At 60.2% G+C, this 23,480-nt stretch carries 17 protein-coding genes, 2 pseudogenes and 1 riboswitch; of the genes and pseudogenes, 8 read left to right on the top strand and 11 right to left on the bottom strand.

Annotation, left to right across the window (positions count from 1 at the left end; genetic code table 11):
• Positions 1 to 561: 561 nt before the first annotated feature.
• The 3 genes from NKI58_RS30240 to NKI58_RS30230 all read right to left on the bottom strand — a co-directional run bounded on the left by NKI58_RS30240 (position 562) and on the right by NKI58_RS30230 (position 5,136).
• Positions 562 to 2,019, bottom strand: a complete 1,458-nt coding sequence (locus tag NKI58_RS30240) for an NAD-dependent succinate-semialdehyde dehydrogenase (protein ID WP_502898849.1) — start codon at positions 2,017 to 2,019, stop codon at positions 562 to 564.
• A gap of 509 nt (positions 2,020 to 2,528) precedes the next feature.
• Positions 2,529 to 3,950 (bottom strand): M16 family metallopeptidase, encoded by a 1,422-nt coding sequence (locus NKI58_RS30235; protein ID WP_352854169.1) that lies wholly within the window; start codon positions 3,948 to 3,950, stop codon positions 2,529 to 2,531.
• Positions 3,951 to 4,908: 958 nt separating this feature from the next.
• Positions 4,909 to 5,136, bottom strand: coding sequence for a hypothetical protein (locus NKI58_RS30230; RefSeq protein WP_352473851.1), 228 nt, complete (start codon positions 5,134 to 5,136; stop codon positions 4,909 to 4,911).
• A 373-nt stretch (positions 5,137 to 5,509) separates the two neighbouring features.
• Here NKI58_RS30230 and NKI58_RS30225 point away from each other — a divergent pair, with 373 nt between their 5' ends.
• Positions 5,510 to 5,722, top strand: a complete 213-nt coding sequence (locus tag NKI58_RS30225) for a cold-shock protein (protein WP_023679670.1) — start codon at positions 5,510 to 5,512, stop codon at positions 5,720 to 5,722.
• 227 nt (positions 5,723 to 5,949) lie between these two features.
• On the opposite strand, the gene NKI58_RS30220 is transcribed toward NKI58_RS30225, so the two are convergent.
• On the bottom strand, positions 5,950 to 6,420 hold the full coding sequence (locus NKI58_RS30220; RefSeq protein ID WP_352452644.1) for a Ros/MucR family transcriptional regulator: 471 nt from the start codon (positions 6,418 to 6,420) through the stop codon (positions 5,950 to 5,952).
• Positions 6,421 to 6,980: 560 nt separating this feature from the next.
• On the opposite strand from NKI58_RS30220, the gene NKI58_RS30215 reads away from it, so the two are divergent.
• Both NKI58_RS30215 and NKI58_RS30210 read left to right on the top strand, forming a co-directional pair.
• On the top strand, positions 6,981 to 7,283 hold the full coding sequence (locus NKI58_RS30215; protein WP_352452612.1) for a DUF982 domain-containing protein: 303 nt from the start codon (positions 6,981 to 6,983) through the stop codon (positions 7,281 to 7,283).
• Positions 7,284 to 8,057: 774 nt separating this feature from the next.
• Positions 8,058 to 9,113 (top strand): cytochrome-c peroxidase, encoded by a 1,056-nt coding sequence (locus NKI58_RS30210; protein ID WP_023679673.1) that lies wholly within the window; start codon positions 8,058 to 8,060, stop codon positions 9,111 to 9,113.
• A 277-nt stretch (positions 9,114 to 9,390) separates the two neighbouring features.
• On the opposite strand, the gene NKI58_RS30205 is transcribed toward NKI58_RS30210, so the two are convergent.
• Both NKI58_RS30205 and NKI58_RS30200 read right to left on the bottom strand, forming a co-directional pair.
• Positions 9,391 to 9,720 carry a helix-turn-helix domain-containing protein gene (locus NKI58_RS30205; RefSeq protein WP_023679674.1) on the bottom strand — a complete coding sequence of 110 codons (330 nt, stop codon included), beginning with the start codon at positions 9,718 to 9,720 and terminating at the stop codon, positions 9,391 to 9,393.
• A gap of 439 nt (positions 9,721 to 10,159) precedes the next feature.
• A complete protein-coding gene (locus NKI58_RS30200) occupies positions 10,160 to 10,867 on the bottom strand; it encodes a B3/B4 domain-containing protein (protein WP_352854168.1) in 708 nt (235 codons plus the stop codon).
• Between the two features lie 68 nt (positions 10,868 to 10,935).
• Between NKI58_RS30200 and NKI58_RS30195 the strand changes: the two genes are divergently transcribed.
• A complete protein-coding gene (locus NKI58_RS30195; RefSeq protein WP_352854165.1) occupies positions 10,936 to 11,256 on the top strand; it encodes a hypothetical protein in 321 nt (106 codons plus the stop codon).
• Positions 11,257 to 11,323: 67 nt separating this feature from the next.
• On the opposite strand, the gene pdxR is transcribed toward NKI58_RS30195, so the two are convergent.
• The gene (pdxR, locus tag NKI58_RS30190; protein ID WP_502898848.1) at positions 11,324 to 12,820 is read right to left on the bottom strand and encodes a MocR-like pyridoxine biosynthesis transcription factor PdxR; all 1,497 of its coding nucleotides are present in this window, start codon (positions 12,818 to 12,820) and stop codon (positions 11,324 to 11,326) included.
• Positions 12,821 to 12,902: 82 nt separating this feature from the next.
• Between pdxR and NKI58_RS30185 the strand changes: the two genes are divergently transcribed.
• The 3 genes from NKI58_RS30185 to NKI58_RS30175 are packed head-to-tail and all read left to right on the top strand — an operon-like array spanning position 12,903 to position 15,343.
• Positions 12,903 to 14,135 (top strand): trans-sulfuration enzyme family protein, encoded by a 1,233-nt coding sequence (locus NKI58_RS30185; RefSeq protein ID WP_352642375.1) that lies wholly within the window; start codon positions 12,903 to 12,905, stop codon positions 14,133 to 14,135.
• 52 nt (positions 14,136 to 14,187) lie between these two features.
• Positions 14,188 to 15,090, top strand: a complete 903-nt coding sequence (locus NKI58_RS30180; RefSeq protein ID WP_352854162.1) for a dihydrodipicolinate synthase family protein — start codon at positions 14,188 to 14,190, stop codon at positions 15,088 to 15,090.
• A 34-nt stretch (positions 15,091 to 15,124) separates the two neighbouring features.
• A complete protein-coding gene (locus tag NKI58_RS30175) occupies positions 15,125 to 15,343 on the top strand; it encodes an FMN-binding negative transcriptional regulator (protein ID WP_352642371.1) in 219 nt (72 codons plus the stop codon).
• 98 nt (positions 15,344 to 15,441) lie between these two features.
• Here NKI58_RS30175 and metE read toward each other — a convergent pair whose 3' ends face one another.
• Positions 15,442 to 17,787 (bottom strand): 5-methyltetrahydropteroyltriglutamate--homocysteine S-methyltransferase, encoded by a 2,346-nt coding sequence (gene metE, locus NKI58_RS30170; protein ID WP_352854159.1) that lies wholly within the window; start codon positions 17,785 to 17,787, stop codon positions 15,442 to 15,444.
• Between the two features lie 95 nt (positions 17,788 to 17,882).
• Positions 17,883 to 18,082: riboswitch (cobalamin riboswitch) on the bottom strand.
• Between the two features lie 492 nt (positions 18,083 to 18,574).
• Positions 18,575 to 20,202, bottom strand: a pseudogene (locus NKI58_RS30165) (MFS transporter).
• A 290-nt stretch (positions 20,203 to 20,492) separates the two neighbouring features.
• On the opposite strand from NKI58_RS30165, the gene NKI58_RS30160 reads away from it, so the two are divergent.
• Positions 20,493 to 21,170: a transposase gene (locus NKI58_RS30160; protein ID WP_352572130.1), complete on the top strand. Its 678-nt coding sequence runs from the start codon at positions 20,493 to 20,495 to the stop codon at positions 21,168 to 21,170.
• Positions 21,171 to 21,202: 32 nt separating this feature from the next.
• On the opposite strand, the gene NKI58_RS30155 is transcribed toward NKI58_RS30160, so the two are convergent.
• Both NKI58_RS30155 and metK read right to left on the bottom strand, forming a co-directional pair.
• Positions 21,203 to 22,195, bottom strand: a complete 993-nt coding sequence (locus NKI58_RS30155; protein ID WP_352572131.1) for an adenosine kinase — start codon at positions 22,193 to 22,195, stop codon at positions 21,203 to 21,205.
• A 100-nt stretch (positions 22,196 to 22,295) separates the two neighbouring features.
• Positions 22,296 to 23,469, bottom strand: a pseudogene (gene metK, locus NKI58_RS30150) (methionine adenosyltransferase).
• Positions 23,470 to 23,480 lie beyond the last annotated feature (11 nt).

Below are 23,480 nucleotides of genomic sequence, written 5' to 3'. Positions count from 1 at the left end.
AATCGGCAGACGCACGAGATGAAGGGCGCGCGTGCCAGGGAGAACTGGCCGGAGATCAGTGTCGTGCCTTGGTAGGAAATGTCGGGGGGGGGGGGGGGGGCGGGCCCCCCCCCCCCCCGATGGTATCTTCGATTCTGTCCGAGCCTGTACTGGCGCGGCAGTCGGCCGAAGAACAACTGAGCTACTGACAATCGGAAGGTAGCAGGTTCAAAATTCTGCCCCAGAAACCGGATATTGCGCACAACCAGCGTTCACGATCGCGATGGTGCACAAGCTTCCAACCAGACCCGCGCAAAGACAGCCCGTCGCCTGAAGATAGTCGGCGAGGGCCGCCAAATCCCTCGCAAGCGTATCCTCCGTCACATGCACGCCGTCTTCGCCGACAAGGCAGACGCTTGTCTCGTCGAGAGATAGGTCCAGCCAGGGTGCTCCTTCAGGATTGCGTGTTTGCTCGGGTACGGAGCCGCCCCTCAGTTCCCAATCGAGGAGCGATCCTACAATTCCCATATTTGGAGATCGCTCGCTAGGTTACCCGGTCTGTGAACCCTGCAAGCCGAAAATTCAGATGCCGCCCATGCAGAGATATTTCATTTCGAGGTAGTCCTCGAGGCCATGGCGGGATCCCTCCCGCCCGATGCCGGACTGTTTTATCCCACCGAACGGCGCCGCTTCTGAAGACATCCGGCCGGTATTTACCCCGACCATTCCATATTCCAAGGCCTCGGCCACACGCCAGACACGCTTCAGGTTGGAGGCATAAAAGTAGGCCGCGAGGCCGTAGATCGTGTCGTTGGCCTCACGCACGACCTGATCCGCATCTTTGAAGCGAATAATCGGTGCCAGCGGCCCGAATGTCTCTTCTTGCGCGACGGTCATCTCGCTGGAGACACCGGTCAGGACTGTCGGTTGGAAAAACGTGCCATTCGTGCCGATGCGTTTGCCCCCGCATCGAATTGCGCCGCCTTTGGCGACGGCATCGGCAATATGGGATTCGATCTTGGCCAAAGCGTGCTTGTCGATGAGCGGTCCGATGTCCACTCCGGGAGCGAAACCGTCACCAACTTGAAGTTGGCGAGCCCGTTGCACGAATTTCTCGACGAACTCGTCGTGAACGCCCGACTGGACGTAAAGGCGGTTCGCCGAAACGCAGGTCTGGCCGGCATTGCGGAACTTCGCCTGGATCCCACCGTCAACCGCGGCATCAATATCGGCATCATCGAAGACGATGAAAGGTGCATTGCCGCCGAGCTCAAGGCTGACTTTTTTGATCTGGTCCGAGCACTGGCGCATGAGAAGGCGCCCGATCTCAGTCGACCCGGTGAAGCTGATCTTGCGGACCCTGGGATTGGTACAAAGTTCGCGGCCGACCGCGTCACCTTCGGACGCATAGATCAGGTTGACGACGCCTTCGGGAAAGCCAGCCTGATGGGCGAGGGCGAACATTGCGCCCGCAACGAGCGGCGTCTGTTCAGCGGGCTTGAGGACGATCGTGCAGCCCGCCGCCAAGGCTGGCGAGATTTTGCGCGCCACCATCGAGGCCGGGAAATTCCATGGCGTTATCGTGCCAACAACTCCGATGGGCTGCTTGATTACCAGCATTCGGCGGTCCATCGATGGTGCGGAGATCGTCTCGCCATAGACGCGATTGGCCTCCTCGGCGTACCATTGCAGATACGCCGCAGCATGCGATATCTCCGACTTGGCTTCGGCAAGCGGCTTGCCCATCTCCGCGGTGAGAATCGCGGCGAGATCGTCGGCGTGGTCGATGATCAACTGATGCCATCGCCATAGAACGTCGCTGCGCTCACGTGCGGTCAGCCCTGCCCATCCAGGCTGCGCGACATAGGCCTTGTCGATCGCAGCGCATGTCTCCTCGACCCCCATGTCGGGTAGTTCTGCCAGCACTTCGCCAGTCGACGGGTTGAGGACCTCGAATGTCCGCTCGCTAATCGGCGTGCCAAGTGCCGGCAGGCGATCAATGGGTCCAAACAGGTCGGGGGATCTCAGGTGACGGATCATCGGCAGGCACAGGGGCAATACCGGATTCCTCCTCAACGCAGCAGGTATATATAGCAGGTGCGGTGTGTACTCCGCGACGTCCGGGTTCCTTATAGGGCCTCGGCCAGACAGCTGGTAGACCACGGTACCCGACTGGAAAGGGAGAATACCTGAATACGCTAGAAGATGCCTCGCGGTTCTACCAGTCGAACGATTGAACAACGGACGTCGGCTTCGCCAGCCGCGCCGAGTGGATGCTGGTGGCCTGCGCCTACAATCTGCGGACCACGAATCGGCGACTCTATCGACTCGAAGAGAGGCTGGCCTGAGGAGGAGCGCACCCCAATAATGACGCCTGAACCGGCAAATGCCTGGCAAGGCCCGCGAAAACCGATCCTCGCGGCTTTAAACAGATCCCGTTTACCGGGCGAGCGCCCGCAAGATCAGAAAGAGGATGGAGAGGAACAGGGTGACGAAGGCGCGCCGAGGGAAGACCGGCCGGCGCATTTGCATGGGGATGGAGCTCATGATCAATTCCCCGCCTGTTGCTGCGGCAAAAGATAGCCTGTGGTCGAATGGTCGAGCGCCAGATAACGCGCGGCGACCGCCTTGACCTCGTCGGTGGTGACCTTGCGGACGCGGTCCGGCCTCTCGAGCACGTCCTTCACATTGCCACCGGTGGTGAGCGTCTTGCCATAAATGTTGGCGATATGGTCCAGCTCGTCGTGCGCAAAAATCACCGAGCGGATATAGCGGTCTTTGGCCTTGTCCAGCTCGTCGCTGGTGACGCCATCCTTGGCGATCCGGGCGACTTCGGCAACGGCCGCCGCTTCGAGATCGACGAGCTTTGCATCGCCCCGCGGCGAGCCGGAGATGGTGAAATTGGTGTCGTCTAGCATGGTGCCTTGGAAGGAGGCGCCGGCCGCCGAGGCTATGCCTTGCTTGACGACAAGCTCCTGATATAGCCGGCTGCGGTTACCGCCGCCGAGGATCTCGGCCAGCAGGTCGAGCGCCTCGGCCTCGCCTGGCTCTGCCGTATGATAGGACGGCACCACCCATTGAGTGGAAAAGCTCGGCACCGAAACGCGCGCATCGGTCAGCGTCACTGTGCGCCTGGTGTTCTGCTCCGGTTCGACCGGGCGGTTGCGCGGGGGCAGGTCCGGCCCGCGCACAACCTTGCCATAGGTCTTCTCGGCCAGCGCCTTCACCGTCTCCGGCTCTACGTCGCCGGCCACCACCAGCACGGCGTTGTTCGGTCGGTAGTATTTGTTGTAGATGGTGAATGCGTCGGTTTTCAGCTTCTCCATCTCCTGCATCCAGCCGATGACCGGAATGCGGTAGGGCTGGTTCTGCCGCAACGTCGCGTTGACCTCCTCGTCCAGCAGAGCCTGCGGGTTCGTCTCTCTGCGCCAACGGCGCTCCTCCAGGATCACGTCGCGCTCGGTCTTGATATCATCGTCGTTGAGGATGAGGTTGAACATGCGATCGGCCTCGAAGCCCATCATCTCACCCAACGCCGAGGGCGCCACCGTCTCGACGAAGGTGGTGTAGTCATAGGCGGTGAAGGCGTTGTTGTAGCCGCCGATGGCTGAGACGGCTCGGTCTAACTCGCCGGCGGCGTGGTTGGTCGTTGCCTTGAACATCAGATGCTTGAGGATATGGGCAAGGCCTGATTTGCCGGGTGGCTCGTCGGCGCTGCCGATCTTGTACCAGAGCATATGAGTGACGATCGGCGCGCGGTGATCGGGGATTACGACCACTTCCATGCCGTTGTCGAGCAGGAAATCCGTCACCTTCCCGCCGTCGGTGGCGGCCAGAGCCGGAGCGGTCGTCACCAGGGCCAGCGCGGTGGCAATGAACGCCCTGCGCAGCCAGGGGGACGATCGATGGCTGCGGTTGTGGTGATGGCTGGTCGAAAGGCAAGGTTCGAGGCAAAGTGATTTGTTCCTCATTTTGATGAAGTCGCTGCGTCCCCGTCTCCCCGCGTGGGAGGATCGGGGGGCAGCGGCGAGCCAGATGAATAAGCTCTTCACGGGGCCAGGCCTTACTCGAGCCTCATCTTTGGATGGACCCAGGAGACCTGCGGGAGTATTTCTCGGTGAGGTGATCATGGGACGGGATTCTCCTTGGTCCGCGACGCCTTGCGGATGACCAAGCATGCACCGTGCCAGATCAGAAAACCGTTCGAGGCAGTGGACAAATAGGGCTCTGCCATGTTGCGCATCCGACATTGTCGGACATCGGACAGGGCCGAACGCGACGCGCGCGGCTGAGAATATCTTCTTCGTTCGGAAGACGATTGGGCGCGCTGCCGGGGAGGGGTATAGGATGCGCTTCGAATGGCCGCTGCACTGACGGTGAGAATGGAGATGTTGGTCGCCCCAGCGGGACCCTGTCCTCGACAGCCAGACCGGGTCGATGCTGAAGGGCAGAGGCGTGAGCAGCCCAGCCAACTCGAACCCGGAGCCTGCTCGCGCGCTAAGACGGATCTGATCAAAGACGGCGAGTTGGGCGATATCCGCGAGGCGCTGGAAAACGAAGATCGTAGGACTCGGGCCGGAAAAAACGAGGCGGTTGCGCGCTTCTGGCGTAATGCGCCTGCCGCGAGGCCGTTGAGCCTGATGAGTTGCTGCGGGAAAGGGGAGTGTTTGCGCGGGACCTTGGTCAAACGTAAGAAACAACCGTCGAGCTCGCCGTGGATGGGGGCATGCAGGCACGTTTGTCGCTGGAGGACAGCAGCACGGAAGGTGTCCGCGCTTGCCGTCGTCGCAGGGTACCAAACAGGAGAATTTGGCGGTCGCGATCGAATTCATCTGCGTAAATACCGCCTGGCTGTGCTCGGTTTGCCGGCGAACAGATTTTGCCTTCTTTGCGGCTGCAAACGCATCGCTGGCGGCGTGGTCCCTTAGGTCAAGAGCATCGGGTGAGTAACAGCCTGATCCTGCTCAATCTGATACGCGCCAACCGCCTCGCCGGATTGTGGAACCGCTCGCGGGTAGCTTCTACCACAAACAGCAAGGTCATGAAATCAAGTAGGAAGTCGTCGATCGCTTGGGCGATTGTTTCTGACTTGCCCTTGAACTGGTCCAGCAGAACGCGCGCGTTATCGATCGCTTCCACGCTGGTGGCATCGATCAACCCCTCGACCCTCTTGAAACAATCCAATTCGAAACTCCTTCAAGCGCTTGCCAAGCCGTTATGCACGAAGGTAGCTCCGTGAACTACCCGGCCTTTGACCTGGCGGCACGAGCAGCGGTCGGCCTTACGTCCCGTGCCTCCAAGCACCAGCCCTAGACGTGGCGCTGAGGAGCGTTGGAAGGATCGGGCGCTTCCGGCCATGCTCGAGCGGTAGTGTAGGACAGTGCTTGCTGGCGACTACGGCCAAAATGGAGTGCGCCAGCTGATCGGGGCTTAACAATTTTTCGCTTTTTGCTGCGCCCAAGTCTCGGCTATGAGTCAGGCAGGCCTAATGGCCTGCCCGACGTTGCAATTGTTAAGGAGGAACACGTATATGCCTACTGGAACGGTAAAGTGGTTCAACAGCACCAAGGGGTTTGGATTTATCCAGCCCGACAATGGCGGTCCGGATGTTTTCGTCCACATTTCCGCTGTCGAACGCGCGGGCCTCTCGACCCTCGCTGACGGCCAGAAGATCAACTATGAGATCGAGCAGGATCGCCGCACCGGCAAATCCTCCGCTGGCAGCCTCAGCAAAGCTGGTTGAAATTTTCTCCTGCGTCCTGGCAAGAGTGGGCGCGTAGGTCCGGAGGTCCTCACGGCCGCTCGATAGGAGCGAGCAAAAACTGAGGGCAGCAGATTGCTGCAGGCGTCGCGAATTCCTCATGAAACAAAAAAGGAAGGCGGGGTTGGCCCCGCCTTTTTATATGACGATATGACGCGCAGATTAAGCCGATGGCTGCAACGCTCCAGAACGAATCTCCATTGCCGAAATCAAGCCGCGACCTTCTTGCGGGTTCGCTTCGTCGGCGCCGGCTCCGGCGCTTCCGGCGCTTTCGGTTTGCGGCCGAGCCCCATTGTCTTGGCCAATGACGAGCGCGCCGCGGCGTAGTTCGGCGCGACCATGGGATAATCCGCCGACAGGCCCCATTTGGCCCGATATCCATCCGGCGTCAGCCCATAGTGGGTCGACAGATGGCGCTTTAGCGATTTGAATTTCTTCCCGTCCTCAAGGGAGATGATGTAGTCCGGTGTCACCGACTTCCTGATCGGGACTGCAGGCGTAAGGGCAACCGGCTCTTTTGCAGAGACACCTTCCGCCGTCCCTTTCAGAGCCGCGTGCACTTGGCCGATGAGGGCAGGGAGATCCCCCACCGGGATCGGATTGTTGGAGACATAGGCTGAGACGACATCGGCCGTGAGCTCGATGAGGGTGTTGATGTTTTTTTCGGCTTCTTCTGTCATGAAACTCTCCAGGCGGCGTGAAACACAGTCGGCGAAGCGTCGCTTCATAGTGGCGGTCTCCGCTGAAAGCAACCAAGGTCTCGACAGGATTATTGCGATGCTCGTCCAGCGAGATCTATGGCGCAGTATCGCGCCGTCATGTCCGTTGATGCGTTCCGTTGTTGGCGACCTGCCGCGGTGCTTGCGCATTTTCAGGCGCGTCTCGGCCGTAAGCTTTGCGCCAAAATGACCAGTAATCTCGAAACGAAGCGGGCTATTCCTGTTTCGCCATTCTCTTTTTGGCTGTGAAATCGATGGCAGAGCAGTGGCCGCTTCCTGGTGGCGCGTGGAGGAACTATCAAGCGTTGATTCGCAATGGTCGAAACGATCTAGATTCATCCGGTGAGCCGCTCTTGCAGCAGGATGTTAGGGATTGACCCGCTGGCAAACCGAGGACATCACGCCGCTGCTTTGCTATTGAACCGCTATCGCTGTGACAACACATTCCGCAATGGTGGGCGGGTGTAGAGGAGGCGCCTGTTCACGCAAAACTAGCGGTTTCAGCAGGTCGGGAGGAACGAATGAGCTCAGGGACTTTCAGCAGCCCACTTTTCGTAAGGCGTGCAGCGCACATCGTGCAAGAGATTGCCAGTCCTGCGGATGCTATCGATTTCCTCAACGAATGGCCAGAAGATCGCAGAGACCGGATCTACGAAGCCGCCCTCAGGGCGTGCTTTGATGCATACAACGGACGAAAACCTGCGAGCGCAGCGCGCAAGGCTGTTTTCCGCTTTGCGAAACAGGTCGCCATATTGGAAGATGCAACCTCGGCGATGCAATGGCTCGCTGCCTGCATGTCGGGCAGTGGAAAAGCGCAAGTATAGGCGCCGCAGTCGTGTGTGAGGCTGGAGCGGGTACGCCGACGAGGTTATTGTGTCGAGATTTCGCCGGCATCTGGAGCGTAGTGTAGCGAACAAACAATATTTTGCGGCGCTATGGCGATGTTACCTCTCGCGATAGGATTGCAACGCCTCCGGTGTGAAAATCACTGCGTGGGACTTGGTTCTCAAATTCATGATGGTAAATTACCGTGTAATGATTGCAAAGCAGTTGTCCCATCGAAGCAAGATGATAAACGAAGCCAAAATTGTGCTCCGTCGTCTGCCAATATTCGCTCTATGGAGGCCTACAAGCCAATTAAAACAGCTACTCGGGCGCCTCTGAAATTCGTGTAATTCTGCTCACCCCAAACGGCCCTCTACAGTCGAAATAAGATCGTCCCGCAAAGGTGCTACAAGACACTATCGCGGATCGATTTGGGCCAAGGTCGATCTGGCGAAGGCAGGCGGAAGTCGAGCAGGACCTGCTGCGGAACAGATAACCGGCCCCAAACCGAATCCGACACGGTGGCCCCGATTTCTTCATAGTTGAAGGCGCAGAGAGAACCGGAGCACGGCTCCGGCGCCGCCGCTTGCCGAGCAGCGATCCTCCGCCTCCCAAAATCCAATCGAGAAGAGCGTTCAATTCCGGGACGGTCCAAGCTCTGCCGCAAAAACAGGTGTCAGACCCCCGGTCCTCTCCCGCAACTGATCTAGCGCAGGGCGTTCATGAGCCGCATATCCCAGAGTGGCTGCGTGCACGACGCAGCGAGATCATTTATGAAAATCCTATTCAGTACGATGGCTGTCCCCTTGCTGACGGCCACCGCCTTTGCTGCGGATTCGATCCCCGCAGACCTCAGAGAAACGGCAATGGCCACTTTCAAGGCTTTGCCACCCACCACGCCGGCAGTCGCCAACAACCCGATCACCCCGGAAAAGATCGCTCTCGGCAAGGCACTGTTCTTCGATCCACGCGTCTCTGCGTCAGGCGTCTTGTCGTGCAACTCGTGCCACAACCTGGCCACCGGCGGCGACGACAATCACGAAACCTCGATCGGCCATGGTTGGCAGAAGGGACAGCGCAACGCGCCGACTGTACTGAACGCTGTCTTCAACATCGCCCAGTTCTGGGATGGTCGTGCCGAAGACCTGAAGGCTCAGGCGAAGGGACCGGTCCAAGCCGGGATCGAAATGGCCAATACACCGGGCCAAGTCATCACCACGCTCAAGTCCATGCCGCAATATGTCGAGTGGTTCGATGCAGCTTTTCCGGCTGAAGCCGATCGGGTCACCTTCGACAACCTCGCCAAGGCAATCGAAGCCTTCGAGGCGACACTGGTCACGCCGGCCCCCTTCGACAGTTTCCTGAATGGCGATGACGCCGCCATGACTTCCGAACAGAAACAGGGCCTGGCGCTTTTCATGGACAAAGGCTGCTCGTCCTGCCATGGCGGTATCAACGTTGGTGGGCAAGCCTATTACCCATTCGGCCTCGTGGAACAGCCCAGCGCCGAGGTCCTGCCGGAAAAAGACAAGGGCCGATTTGCGGTCACCAATGCAGCCGACGATTCCTATGTTTTCCGCGTGGCGCCGCTGCGCAACGTTGCACTCACCGCGCCATACTTTCATTCGGGCAAGGTTTGGGATCTGAAACAGGCCGTTGCCATCATGGGAACCACCCAGCTTGGCGTGGTACTGGCGGACGAAGAAGTCGACCTGCTTGTTGCCTTCCTCAACTCGCTGACCGGAAAGGCACCCGAGGTCGCCTATCCCATCTTACCCGCCGAAACGGCGACAACACCCCGGCCTATAACGCAGATCTTAGGAAAATAAACGGCCAGCTGACTGCGGAACATCGCAATTGACAATGATTGCGACTTTTACTGGACGAGACGAGTCGCGACGTCCATGAGAACGCAAATGGCTCGTTTCCAAAGTGCAGACACTGCTTCCGTCACCAGCTCGTTGCGATGGAATCATGTTTGGGATCTGGCGTGCGACATGCCAAGGAAGGCGTCTGACGCATGAGGCTCGCGCGCTGTCGATACCGCGCGGCGGCCGGCCATCGCGCTGGCGGCCGAATTGCCGCGCGCCGAAGTGATCGGCCCCCTTAGGGCGAAGGGGCAGCCACTCCGTCCTCCATGTCCAGAGATTCTTCGACTGCTTCCGGATTCCGGGCGATGGTCCAAAGGAGAGTATTCGCCGCTGCATCCGGTTTCGAGCGACCTTGCTCCCAGTTTCGAAGCGTTGCCAGATCGAGGCCATACCTCACGGAGAATGCCTCCTGAGAGAGCTTCGTGCGATCCCGGACTTCGCGAACACTTATCGGCCGCGGCGCATGAACCTTCGCGATCACGCCTGCGGACGACAGTTCATTCTTCAGTGCCAATAGGTCGTCGACGCAAGGAACCGTCACGAACGCCTTGCCGTGATCGACCATCTCCGTGAGTATCGCGTGGGCCGTCCTGAGCGGCAGCTGTCTCTTAACGAGAATCCGGGCGGCCTCAGGAGTATTCGCGCCGTGAAGAAAACTGAGGCTCAGTCGGACGGGAGAGCCTGACGACACCGGGACGACGTCCCGGGTTCGCACCCGTTGTCCGTACCGCTCCATGAATTTCGATGTAGTCGACATTAAGCTTCTCCGCGATCACTCGACCGAGCTTGCGCAATTTGGACCATCCCCACTGGAGGCATCGCGATAAAAGTACGCCAAACAACGCTAAGGGAGAACAAGCAGTGATCTGATTTCGTTCGACGCTCGTTTTCGAGAGCCGTTCTGGGTCGTTCGCAATCAACTGTGTAGGCCGGCGGAGCGAGCAAGGAGCGCCAGATCCGGACAGGGCTGAGTGAGGTGTTTCTCCGAAAGATGGGGCCATGCCCTAAGGAACACGAGATGTAGTGGACTCGTCGATCCGCGCGGTTTCGATTCGCGCACCCGGGCACAACGCTTGGATAAGTCCCATCAGATGCTCTCCGGTGGCCGTCATCTGTTTAGCTGACATTGGGCCGAGGGCTTCCAGCACGAGCCACATGGCGCGGGTATCGACCGTGACCATGGTGCGCCGCCCCTGCCGCCAGTTCCAGCGGCGGCACGTGACACCGGCATCATCGCACCAGATGACTTCGCCCGGTTCAGGATGCTCGGTTACCATTTCACCTTGCTGGATCGTGTCGAATGGCTCCGCTCCCTTCGCAATTAAAAGTCTCGGGACCCCCTGGTAGAGATCGAGATCCTCCCCGCCAATCGGAACGCCATACAGCACGCTGACGGCATTGTAGGCATCAACCAGTGGAGATATCCGCGGGAGAGAGCCATCTTTCCGCACCCGCTTGAGAAGCGCGGCGGCCGAGCACCGCGTTCGATTGGCCTTTGTGCCGAAAGCCTCGTAGGCAACGGCCCACGCCGCAAGATGCGCGTCCCTTGGGGCGTCATCGCGAAGCGCCGCCTGTTCCGCCGCCGCAATCGTGTCGTTCAACGCCTGTGCATCCGGCACGTCGATTTCAGCGTTCCGCACCACAATGCTGATCAGATGAAAATCCGGGTAGCGGGCCTTGATCTCGGGGGCAATCAATGGCGTGAAAGACATGGGATGCTCTTTTCTCATGGGGAGGCTTTGCGCTGCGGGTCGTTCGGGAAATGTTTGAAGAAAGGTGCTTGTCGAGCGTCCAGATCTTCTGGCATCGGCATGGTGCATGCCGCACCATGCGCTGGATAATTCCATCATTCGGCCGTGGACAAGGCCTGGTAGAGATCGTCGATTATCTCTTGCGGGTGCTCGAGCCCGCCTCGGCCGGCAACAAGCTACGCCTCCGCCAGATCCTCCATTTCATAAAAGGCAGCGGGCGCGATATGGATGTGAGGCAGCTTTCCTTGCCGGTTATGCATCGCTCTCGGAAATTCGTCTCGCACGAAAATCTGCCGCCAAACTGGCTGATCAACAGCACCAGTTGCATAGCGTTTTCCCAGTCCAGTTGACTTTGCAACGAAATGCGGTTCAGCCCAAGGGTCGGTTTCCTCGCCAGCACGCCACGTCCCCGCCGTTTTAGCCACCGTGTCCCGGCAACGCGTCTTGCACCTGCTTGATAACCGCTCGCAGGATCTCAACGCCCTTCTCGATTTGCCGAATGCTCAAGGCGGCATAGCCCATGACAAGCCCCACGCGATCGATGTGACCTTCGTCCGATTGCCGCTCGTAGAGGGGCGAGATCAGGTGCAGCCCCAGGCCCGCGCCTCGGGCGGCTTCGACCAGGGTCGTTTCCCGCGATCGCGGCAGTTCGTCGAACCAAACGACGACGTGCAGACCGGCCTCTGCTCCGTGGACAGCGATGCGATCTCCGAAGCTGCGCCGCAAGGCGCCCAACAACGCCTCCCGACGCTCGCCGTTCAGCCTGCGCACACGCCGCACATGGCTTTCGTAGCCGCCACTCTCGATCAAAGAGGCCAGAGCCTCCTGTTCAGCGACCGGCGAATGTCGGTCCGCGAATTGTTTGGCGGTAGCGAAGACCTCCTGCAATTCCGTCGGGACGACGAGGTAGCCGATACGCAGCATCGGCGAGAGCGTTTTGGAGATCGTGCCGAGGTAGATGACAGCCCCGTGGTCCTCAAGACTGTGCAGCGGAGGGACCGGATTGATGTCGTAGCGATATTCGCTGTCGTAGTCGTCCTCGATCACATAGGCGTTGTTGTGCCGCGCCCATTCCAGAAGCTGATGGCGGCGCGCGATCGGCATGACGCCGCCCAGCGGAAACTGATGCGATGGCGTGACATAGGCCAGTCGTGCCCCGATCCCCGCCAGCAACTCCGTCTTCATCCCGTCCTCGTCGACGGTGACCGGGACGGGCGAGGCACCCGTACTGGCAAAGACCTGACGCGCCATCCTATAGCACGGGTCCTCGATGACGAAGCGGTCGGCGGGATCGAGAAGTAGGCGAGCGCACAGATCTAGGCCCTGCTGCGAACCGTTGACGATGATGATCTGCTCGAGGTCGCAGCTCAGAGTTCGGGCGCGCCAGAGATAGCCCTGGAGCGTCTGGCGCAGCCCACGCCAGCCGCGAGGATCGTCATAGGCAAGACGCAACGGGCGCTGCCCCATCGCCTCGTTCATCGCACGTTTCCAGACCAATGCGGGGAAGTCTGACGGCGCCAGGTCGCCATAGCGGAAATCGACCTTCAGTCCAGTCGGCAGATAATCCGGCCAGGGCGGCGTAACGCGCAGTCGTTCGCCATAGGCGGACAGATGAACCGGGCCGACTCGTTTCGCGACAGTGCGGCTCGTCTCAGGAGCGATCAGCGAGGATGCAACGCGAGGTCGTGCGCCTTGACGGACTTCGATAAAACCTTCCGCGGTCAGTTGGTCATAGGCGACCGTCACCGTCGTTCGCGAAACCCCAAGGTCATTTGCCAGGCCGCGGGAGGACGGCAGCTGACTACCGGTTTCATAGACGCCGCCGAGGATTTGCTCGCGAAGAGCCTCGTAGATCTGGCGTGCACCCATCGCGTGCGAGCGACCTGCAGAACCGGCACTTGAAGACTGGACCATTTCATTCATTGCTCACTGGATATTTCACATTGGCCAGTTTGCCGTCAATCTTTCGGAAGCCCAAGAAAGATCTAGAGGCCGAATGACCCGTTCCTATCAATCCGAAACCGATGCTCTCACGCGGTCGCTCCACGACACCGGTCCCGGATTCGCCACTCGGGCGATCCATCATGGCTACGATCCGGCCGGCTTTTCCAATGCCGTTCAGCCGCCAGTCTTCTTGACCTCGACCTATGGATTCGAAAGCGTGGCAGCGAACGAGGCCGCCGCCGCGCTTGGCGGAAGGCTCTATGCGCGCGAATACAATCCGACGACGGAGATCCTAGAACAACGGCTTGCCAATCTGGAAGGAGCCGAGGCAGGTCTGGTCGTTGCCTCGGGGATGGCGGCTTTCGGGACGCTGATCCTGTCGCTCCTGTCCCAAGGGGATGAACTCATCGTCCACAGGACACTTTATGCGAACACGCTTGCCATGGTCGAACAGGCGGTCCCCCGCTTCGGCATCAAGGTCGTCGCGGTGGACCTGTCCGATCCTCAAAATCTCGATGCCGCGATTACCGAGCGGACCCGGCTTGTTTTCTTCGAGACGCCGGTGAATCCGCTGAGCCGCATCCTAGACATCGCTGCCATTGCCGAGCGCGCCCACGCGCGCGGTGTAAAGGTTGCAGTCGACAGCACCTTCGCCTCCCCCGCGCTCCAGCGGCCGCTCGAACATGGGGCCGACCTCGTGCTCCACTCGCTGACCAAATACATCAATGGGCATGGTGACGCCCTTGGCGGGGCGATTCTCGGCGACGCGCAAACGCTCCGCACGCTGCACGAAACGGGCCTGCGCTACATCACCGGCGCAGCGCTCTCGCCCATGTCAGCCTTCCTGATCCTGCGCGGTCTGAAGACGCTCACGCTGCGCATGGAACGGCACAGCGCCACTGCCCTTGCGGTGGCTCAGGCGCTCGAGGCGCACCCGGCGGTGGCATGGGTGAGTTATCCCTTCCTCGACTCGCACCCTGATCAGGTGACGGCGCGAAAGCAGATGTCCCAAGGCTCGGGCATGTTGGCCTTTGGCCTCCACGCTGGGTTCGAGGGCGCGCGCCGGATGATGGACCGGCTCAACTTGATCACCCGGGCTGTCAGCCTCGGCGATGCCGACAGCCTCATCTATCATCCGGCAAGCCTGACCCGTGCTCGTCAGCCGATCCGCAAGGATGCCCATCTGGCCGATGGAGTCGGCGAGGACCTCATGCGTCTCTCGGTGGGTCTTGAAGACGCCGATGACCTAATCGCCGACCTGCGGCGGGCTCTGGACGCCTTGTGATGACCTGTCGTCCGGCCAGTCCTGCGCTCACGCACAAACCTGGAGCCTTGCCATGGCATTCCTGAGTGGTCTTTCCGCGTTTCCCATCACGCCCGCCGATCGTGACGGCCGCGTCGATACCGTTGCTCTGCGCAGGCTGATTGCTCGGCTTGGCGCCGCTCAGGTCGACTCCATCGGTCTTCTCGGCAGCACCGGCACCTACATGTATCTGTCGCGCGAGGAACGGCGACGGACGCTCGCCGAGACCTTGGACGAAATCGCCGGGCGAACGCCGGTCGTGGTGGGTGTGGGCGCGTTGCGCACCGATGAAGCAGTGAGGTTCGCGCAGGACGCCAAGGCCCTTGGAGTTGCCGCGGGGCTGCTTGCGGCCGCCTCCTACACCCCGCTCACTGAGGACGAGGTGTTCGAACATTTCTCGACGGTGGCGTGCGAGAGCGGCCTGCCGATCGTCGTCTACGACAATCCAGGAACGACGCATTTCCATTTCACCCCAGCACTCGTCAGCCGCCTGACAAAGGTGGGTGGGATTGTCGCTATCAAGAATCCGACAGACAAGGGCGATGCGATCAAGAGCCATCTGGCCGACCAGAGGCGCACTGTGCCGGAAGGGTTCTCGATCGGCTACAGCGGCGACTGGAACGCTGCAGAGGCCATAATCGCCGGCGCCGACACATGGTACAGCGTCCTCGCCGGCATCCTGCCCGAGGTCTGCGTGAAGATCGTCACGGCGGCGCAACAGGGCGATGCGGCCGAAGCGCGACGGATCGATGCCACGCTTGCGCCGCTCTGGAGCCTCTTCAAGGAGTTCTCGAGCCTTCGCGTCGTCTATGCACTTGCCGAATTGCTCGACATTTGCCGTGCCGACCCCCCGCGTCCCATCCTGCCTCTGCCCTCAGCAGCGAAGCGCCAGATCGCCGCCGCGTTGGAACGCTTGCCATCGGATGCCAGCCGGTGAACAGCGAACCCGGCGGCCAGTGAAGGAACCTGTCATGTATGTACCCGCGCATTTCGATGAACCGAGCCGAGAAGTCCTTTACGAACTGATCGAGAACAGCGCACTTGGCATGCTGATAACCCATGGCCGGAGCGGTCTCGACGCCAATCAAATCCCCTTCGACCTCGACACGTCACAGGGAGAAAACGGTTCCCTTTATTCCTGCGCGATTAGTACACGTGCCGAAGGAAAGTGCACTTTCTCGCTCGAGTGACTTATTTCAAAGGATGTGATCGCGTTTTGGCACATTCACGGCCCACATGCGGCAGCCGCTAACTCACCACATGGTGAGCAACCAGGAAACCTTCCGGCCTACACTTTCTCCCGGAGCGCGCGTGCTGCAGCAACCATGTTCATGAGGGCAGGGCGGACCTCCTCCCACTTGCGGGTTTTGAGGCCACAGTCCGGGTTTACCCACAGTTGGGCATCGGACAGTCGCTCGCGGGCAAGCATGACGAGATCCGAAATCTCGCCGACTTCCGGGACCCGTGGTGAGTGAATGTCGTAGACTCCGGGCCCGATTTCATTCGGATATTTGGAGCTCGTGAAGGCGTCCAGCAGTTCCATTTTCGAGCGCGACGTCTCAATCGAAATGACATCCGCATCCATTTCAGCGATCGCGTCGATGATCTCGTTGAACTCCGAATAGCACATGTGGGTATGGATTTGAGTCGCGTCCTTTACACCCGTTGAAGCGATCCGGAAGCATTCGACAGCCCAGTCGAGATAGTCGTTCCAATCAGACTGGCGCAGTGGCAATCCTTCGCGAAACGCGGCCTCATCGATCTGGATCATCCTTGCGCCGGACCATTCGAGATCCGTCACTTCGTCGCGGATGGCGAGCGCGATCTGGCGGCATGCTTCGGAGCGGGGTACGTCGTCGCGAACAAATGACCAGTTGAGAATGGTCACTGGGCCTGTGAGCATTCCCTTCACAGGGTTTTCCGTAAGCGACTGGGCGAACTGCCACCAGCGCAGCGTCATCGGATTGGGCCTCGATACGTCGCCGAAGATGATGGGGGGACGCACGTAACGCGACCCATAGCTCTGCACCCAGGCATGCTGGGTGAAGGCGAAGCCGGACAGCTGCTCGCCGAAATGCTGTACCATGTCGTTTCGTTCGAACTCACCGTGCACCAGCACGTCCAGCCCGATCTCTTCCTGCCAGCGAATTGCAGCCTCGATCTCCTTCTTCAGGAAGGTCTCGTAGTCGACATAGCTCAGCTGGCCCTTCGCATGAGCGGCCCGCGCTCTGCGTACCTGCGGCGTCTGCGGGAAGGACCCGATGGTCGTCGTCGGGAACGGCGGCAGCCCGAGCGTGCCGGCCTGGACTCTGGAGCGCTCGGCAAAAGCGCTCTCTCGTCGCTTCATGCTGTCGTCAATGCTGGCGATCCGCCCCTCAACCAGCGGGTCATGGATCTTCGTGGATGTCACGCGAGTGGCGGCAGCCTCGGCAGACGCTTTCAACGCGCCTGCCACCGCATCCCTGCCTTGGGACAGGGCCCGGGCAAGCAACACCAACTCGTCGGTCTTCTGGGCCGCGAAGGCGAGCCACGACCTGATGTCCGCGTCGAGTTCCGTCTCCATGCGCAGGTCGATCGGCACATGCAGCATCGAGCAAGAAGGCGCGATCTCGACGCGGTCCAAGGGCCAGCCGGCGACGATCGGTTTGATGCGGTCGAGAATGGCGGGCAGGTTCGCACGCCAGACGTTGCGGCCATCGATCAAGCCAAGCGAGAGCACCAGATCCTTCGGTGCGAGCCGACCCACCGTTTCCAGCTGCTCGGGAGCGCGCACGAGATCAATATGCAGCCCGGCCAGGGGCAGAGAAACCGCGGTTTCGAGATTGTCTCCCAGCGGCCCGAAATAGGTAGCCAGCATGATCTTCAGCTCGGGCGCGGCTTTCGACAGCTGGCCATAGGCGAATTCGAACGCAGCTCGTTCGTTCGGGTTCAGATCGAGGACAAGCGCTGGCTCATCGATCTGCACCCAGTCGGCTCCCGACAGCTTCAGCCTCTGCACGAGTTGCTCGTAGACGGGCAGCAGCCGCGGCAGGAGCGCGATGGGATCGAATCCTTCGGCAGGCGATTTCGCCAGCTTGAGGAAGGTGACCGGTCCAAGGATGACTGGGCGTGTGTGAATGCCGAGGGCTTTAGCCTCGAGGAAGTAATCAACCGGCTTCGTCGACGAAAGAGCGAACGTTTGATCATCGTTTAGTTCCGGCACAATGTAGTGATAGTTGGTGTCAAACCACTTGGTCATTTCCATCGCGGTTACACCAGGCCGATGAGCCGCATGCTGGTGACCACCGTGCCCACAATCCTCCGTCTGACCTTGGTTGCCGCGCGCCATAGCGAAGTAGATGTCGAGTGGGACCTCGCCGCCATTCCAGGCGTAACGAGACGGAAGGGCGCCGACCATGGCTGCGGTGTCGAGCACATGGTCGTAAAGCGAGAAGTCGTTCGACGGGATTTTCGACACGCCGCGATCGTGCTGCTCTTCCCAACTAGCGGCACGGAGCGCCTTCGCCGTCGTGAGAAGGTCGGCGGCGGAAGATTTTCCGGACCAGTAACTTTCAAGCGCGAACTTCAGTTCTCGCCGACGACCGAAGCGCGGCACGCCGAGCGTTGCTACAGGAATTTGCTGAGAGACAGTCATGCCATACCCCGATGGTTGGGGCGTCGGTGACAAGGAAGGCGCTAGCAGGCCGGCACGAACGCCAGGCTGCAGCGGCCACCGAGACACCCCGCCCATGGACGTAATTCGCCGTGGCAGGTCTCCTGGCTCGCGGGTCATAGCCTCTACCCGTCTTCCCAAGGCTATTCGCCTCAGTGACATGAGTGGGGTTAGCTTGCCGCTAACAGTTGCGGGGGCAGCGCCGGCATCGCACCGGCTTCCCTCTTAGCTCCGCTGCGGCACCGCCGTACGGAGAACCACGACACGGGAGACAATTACAGCAGCTCGCTTCTTTGTCAATGCCGCATAAAGAAATGTTTATGTCGTTATGTTAAATTTCGGTTGGCATGTTGCCAAAGGTCGCCTCGAAAGCGAAAACTGTGGAAGCCTTGAGCGGCCGGTAAATCAAAGCGATGACGCACAGCGGTCCGGGAGGATAGGAGTTCGTCGGCTGCCGGGCGCAAACATACCGGCAAGCGCCGTGGTGCTGCTTCGCGCATCATGCGAACGCCACCTCGGCATCGAACTTCGGCTCCGAGGTTCCGACCGCTTCGTCGGTGATCTGCTCGCGACCATATTCGGCTCAATGGCGAGGCTGTTGCCTAGGAAGCTGTTGGCCGTGATGCCCTCGGTGATACGACACAATGATTTCGAGGGGAGCACCCGAGGCCGGCGCAGCGCGTGTTGCGAAGTGATCGAGGCCAATGTCTCGACCTGCTTGTTCGCAGCCCACCGGCTCAAGGTAACCGGCTCAAACCAACGGGCCAGCTCAAGTCCTGTCCAAATGAGGCCTGAGCGGCAAATCGTCGTGCACGCGCACGGTTTGGCGTTCGATCTTGTGATGCGTCTTGGGCGGGCAATCGCCACGGTGCAGCGCTTCCAGGCGCGCAACGATTTCGGCGTCATCCTGGGTCTGCCTGTTGTTGTGGCGAACATACTCGACCCAGGTTGGCACATGATAGCACTCGGTCCATAGTTCGGGCTTTTCCAGGTCACGCAGCAACGCCCATTGTCTGGCGCCATCTCGCAGCCGGGCTTTTCGCCACGATGTCATCACACTGAGAAATTCTGGGACATCTCTCTGATCGATACGATAATCGACCATCACCATGATCGGACCGCTTCGTGGCCGCAGATCAAGTTGCAGCGTCGGTTCGCTGAACTTGTTGGTCGGATCCAGATTGAGCGTTTCGAAATCCGGCTGACGCAGAACGATGCCCATCAGTCCACCAATCACAAGAACCACGCTGGCGACGAGGAAGGCTCCCGAAACACCTTGGACATCCGCCAGTTCGCCCCAAAGCCAGCTTCCCGCCGCCATGCCGCCGTATGTGGCCGTCTGATAGAGAGACAGGGCGCGTCCAACCACCCACCGCGGCGCCGAAAGCTGCACTGTGACGTTAAACAGCGAGAATGATTGAATCCAGGCCGCACCGGCCGGCATGAGGAGGAGACAGCTCAGCCAAACGTCCTCACTCCATGCCAGAAAGAAGCAGCTGATCGCCAGTATAAAGAACGCACCGCGAATGACCCATTCGTTGGAGAGAACTTCTCGGACCCGCCCAATGAGGAGCGCGCCGCAAATCGCTCCCAGGCCGAAGAAGCCGAGCATCACGCCGTAGGTGACTGCGGTCCCTTTGATCTGTTCGCGAGCGACCAACGCAGGAGAGCCAAAATCACAACGGCGGTGAGGCCGAAAATGAAACTCCGGCACATCACCTTGAGAAGGTTCGGCGACAAGAGCACGTAACGGAAGCCCGCCGCCATCGCACTGCCGAAAGCCTCCCGCGGCAGCGCTTGTCGTGCCCGTACCGCTTTCCACCGCAACAGCGCAGCGATCAGAGCGAAGTAGCAAAAGACGTTAAAGAGGAACGCGAAGGCCGCACCGGCTGTGGCCACGATTAGGCCGCCAATCGCCGGCCCGATGCTGCGCATGAGATTGTAGCTCATGCCGTTGAGCGCAACCGCGCTAGGCAGGTGTTCGCGAGGCAGGATATCCCCCATCGAGGCTTGCCAAGAGGGATCGTGCAATGCCCAACCACAGCCGATCAGGAAGGTGAGACCCAGAAGGATCCAGGGTGTCATTTCCCCCGCATAGGTCAGGAACGCCAGGAAGGCGGATACGCAGACCATCAGCAGTTGCGCAGTCAACATGATCCGGCGACGGTCAAAGTTGTCCGCGAGCGCTCCCGCCGCGAGGGAGAAGATCATGTAGGGGAGGGTGGTCGATGACTGGACGAGCGCCACCATTCCATGGGAGGTGGCGATGCTGGTCATCAGCCAAGCCGCCGCCACACCTTCCACCAGGGTGCCAAGGTTCGAAACGAGTGCAGCCGACCATAGCGAACGGAAGGTCTTGTGCTGAAAAGGAACGAGTGAAGATGTTCTCTTCGCCATTGTGGGAAGCTTCGGGATCGACCGCGGGGCTGGATTTGGTTCGCCTCACTCAACCATGGCCTCGCCGTACAAGCCAAGCTGCCACAGTGGCGCGCCTGCTAACCCAGAAAACTTGGCGGCCTTACAGGCATGCGCAGGACGCGCGAAGCCGCTCAAATCTCCCCAGATGGGTCAGCCATCGAAGACCGGCATCACTTGCCCGTTGAGCGGCTATACGATAATGCTCCGCGCTAACCAGGAAGCGCCAAAAATTCGAGCGGCGACTTCATTCTCCTATTCAGGAAGGAACTATGAGGCGGCAGACGCGACCATTCACCGTGGAAGTCAAACAAAAGCGCAATTATGAAAAATCCGCACGTTCCATCTGGGGCAATTTCGACATCGCCGCGGCGATGGCCGAAACAACAAACGAAGTCGAGCCGTTAAATCGTCAGCTTGTTGACTCTACTGTCGTGGCCCTTGATGCTGAACTTTTGCACAAACCTCGAGTGGAGCATTTCATGGCCAATCCCCTGGAAACCGAGTCAGCAGTAGTTCATAGCGAACCGGCAGACAAAGCGGAAACGCCAAAACCGAAGACGAGAGCGCGGCGGTCGAGGAAGCCAGAAGCTGAGGCGAGCGCGCCTGCCCGCAAGGAGGGCGCCAAGCCGATATCCGCGACCACTGAAGCACCGCCGTCAGCGCGAACAGGCCGAAAGAGCTACTCCGCGAAGGATCGTGCCCAGAAGCTGGCGCAGATCGAGACCTCGATCGGCGGCGGCGCTACTCTCAAGAGCGCGGTGAAGCAAGCCGGCATCTCGGAACAGACATATTATCTTTGGAAGAAGGCGGCGGCGCCGGCGGCGGACAGTGACGGGCTGAAGGATCTCGTCGCGCTCGAGGAAGAAAACAAGCGGCTAAAGAGCCTGCTTGCCGATCGTCTCCGCAAGGAGAATGCGGAACTGAAGAAAAGGCTCGGGCTGGATTAAGGAGGGTGGGCAGCTGGTTCTTGGCTCGCCACCTACAGCAATCCCGCCTGCTCCGCCTCTCTGCGCAAATTCTGGCGTGGCCTTGGGCCGATTTGCTGGATGACCAGCCCGGCTGCCAGCGAGCCGAGATCGCCGCAATCCTTGAGGCTGCGGCCTTGCGTGTAGCCGTAGAGGAAGCCGGCGGCGTAGAGGTCGCCGGCGCCGGTGGTGTCGACCAGCTCGCGGATCCTGGTCGCATTGATGGTCACGGTCTCGTCGCCGCGCACGATGACCGAGCCCTTTTCCGAGCGGGTGACGGCGGCGATCTTGCAGTCCCTGCGGATCTGGGCCAGCGCCTCGTCGAATGACGCGGTCTGGTAGAGCGACTTGATCTCGTGGCTGTTGGCAAAGACGATATCGACGGTGCCGGAGCGCATCAGACCGAGGAATTCGTCGCGGTAGCGATCGACGCAGAACGAGTCCGACAATGTCATCGACACTTCGCGCCCGGCGGCGTGGGCGAGCTTAGCCGTCTGCCTGATCGCCTCCTTGGCGCGCGGCGGGTCCCACAGATAGCCCTCGAAATAGGTGACGGCGGCGCCCGACGCCTTGTCGGCCTCAACATCCTCCGGGCCGAGCTCGACGCAGGCGCCGAGATAGGTGTTCATCGAGCGCTCGCCGTCCGGCGTGACGAAGATCATCGAGCGCGCCGTCGGCGGTTCGCCGTTAAGCGGCCTGGTGTCGAAGGCGACGCCCTGGGCATGCATGTCATGCGCGTAGATTTTGCCGAGCGCGTCGTTGGATACCTTGCCGAAGAAAGCGGCGCGACCGCCGAAGGAGGCGACGCCCGCCGCCGTGTTGCCGGCGCTGCCGCCCGAGGCTTCAATGGCCGGGCCCATGCGGCTGTAGAGCAGTTCGGCGCGCCTCGTGTCGATCAAATTCATTGCGCCCTTGATGATGCCGTTGGTCTCCAGGAACGCCTCGTCGCACTGGGCGATGATGTCGACGATGGCATTTCCTATACAAAGCACGTCATAGTCCGGCATCAATGTCTCCGCGAAAATCCCGACGGCTTCTTGCCACGCCGGCCGGCCGGCGGGTCTGGCGAGTTGGCTTTCCGGATGCCAATCCATTCGGCGTCGGCCCTCACGGGGCGGCGAGTCCTGCCTCGCGACGCAATTCGTCGGCCCTGTCTGTCTTCTCCCAGGTGAAATCAGGCTCTTCACGGCCGAAATGGCCATAGGTCGCGGTCTTGCGGTATATAGGGCGTAGGAGATCAAGCATCTTGATAATGCCTTTCGGTCTGAGATCGAACAACTCAAGAATGAGGCGCTCGATCCTTCTTTCCTCAACCCTCGCTGTCCCGAACGTGTTGACCATGGCAGAAACCGGACTGGCCACGCCGATTGCGTAAGCAAGCTGCCTCGCAGACGTCCGCAAGTCCGCTAGCGACGATATTCTTTGCAACATACCGGGCCGCATAGGCAGCTGAGCGGTCAACCTTGGACGGGTCCTTGCCCGAAAAGGCGCCGCCGCCGTGACGACCCATCCCACCATAGGAATCAACGATGATCTTGCGTCCAGTGAGACCACAGTCGCCGCGCGGCCCGCCGACTACGAACCTCCCCGTCGGGTTGACCAGAATTCTGACGCCTTCCGTCTCCAGGTGGGTCGGCAGGACAGGCTTTATGATTTCCTCAATGACGCCCTCGCGGACCGTCTCTTGCGAGACTTGCTCGTCATGTTGGGTCGATACGACGATGGTATCAAGGGCGACCGGGCGCAACCCCTCATAGCGCACTGAGACTTGGGATTTCATATCAGGACGCAACCAGCCAAGCTGTCGTGCTTTCCGGACATCTGCCTGTCGTTTCGTCAAGCGATGCGCGAGCTGGATCGGCAAAGGCATCAAGGTATCGGTTTCGCGGCATGCGTAGCCGAACATGAGGCCCTGATCTCCCGCTCCCTGCTGGAGGTCCTGCCCTCGTCCCTCGTCAACGCCCTGGCTAATGTCGGGCGATTGCTCGGTGAGTGCATGAACGACGGAGCAACGCCGGCCGTCAAAGCCGACGGCCTCATCGTCGTATCCAATATCGAGAATTGTATCGCGCGCAACTTGGCTATAATCCACCCGCGCATCGCTGGTAATCTCGCCAGCCAGAACGACTATCCCTGATTTTACCAACGCTTCACAGGCGACGCGCGCCTTGGGATCGGTGCGGAGGATGGCATCGAGGATGGCATCCGAGATGTTGTCGGCCAACTTATCCGGGTGTCCCGCGCCAACCGATTCGGAAGAGAACACGAACTGCCTAGCCATGAAATGCCTCA

Source organism: Mesorhizobium sp. M0522, assembly GCF_040321085.1.
GTDB lineage: Bacteria > Pseudomonadota > Alphaproteobacteria > Rhizobiales > Rhizobiaceae > Mesorhizobium.
Note: the sequence above shows the minus strand (reverse complement) of the source record. Positions and strands in the feature narration are given on the sequence as shown.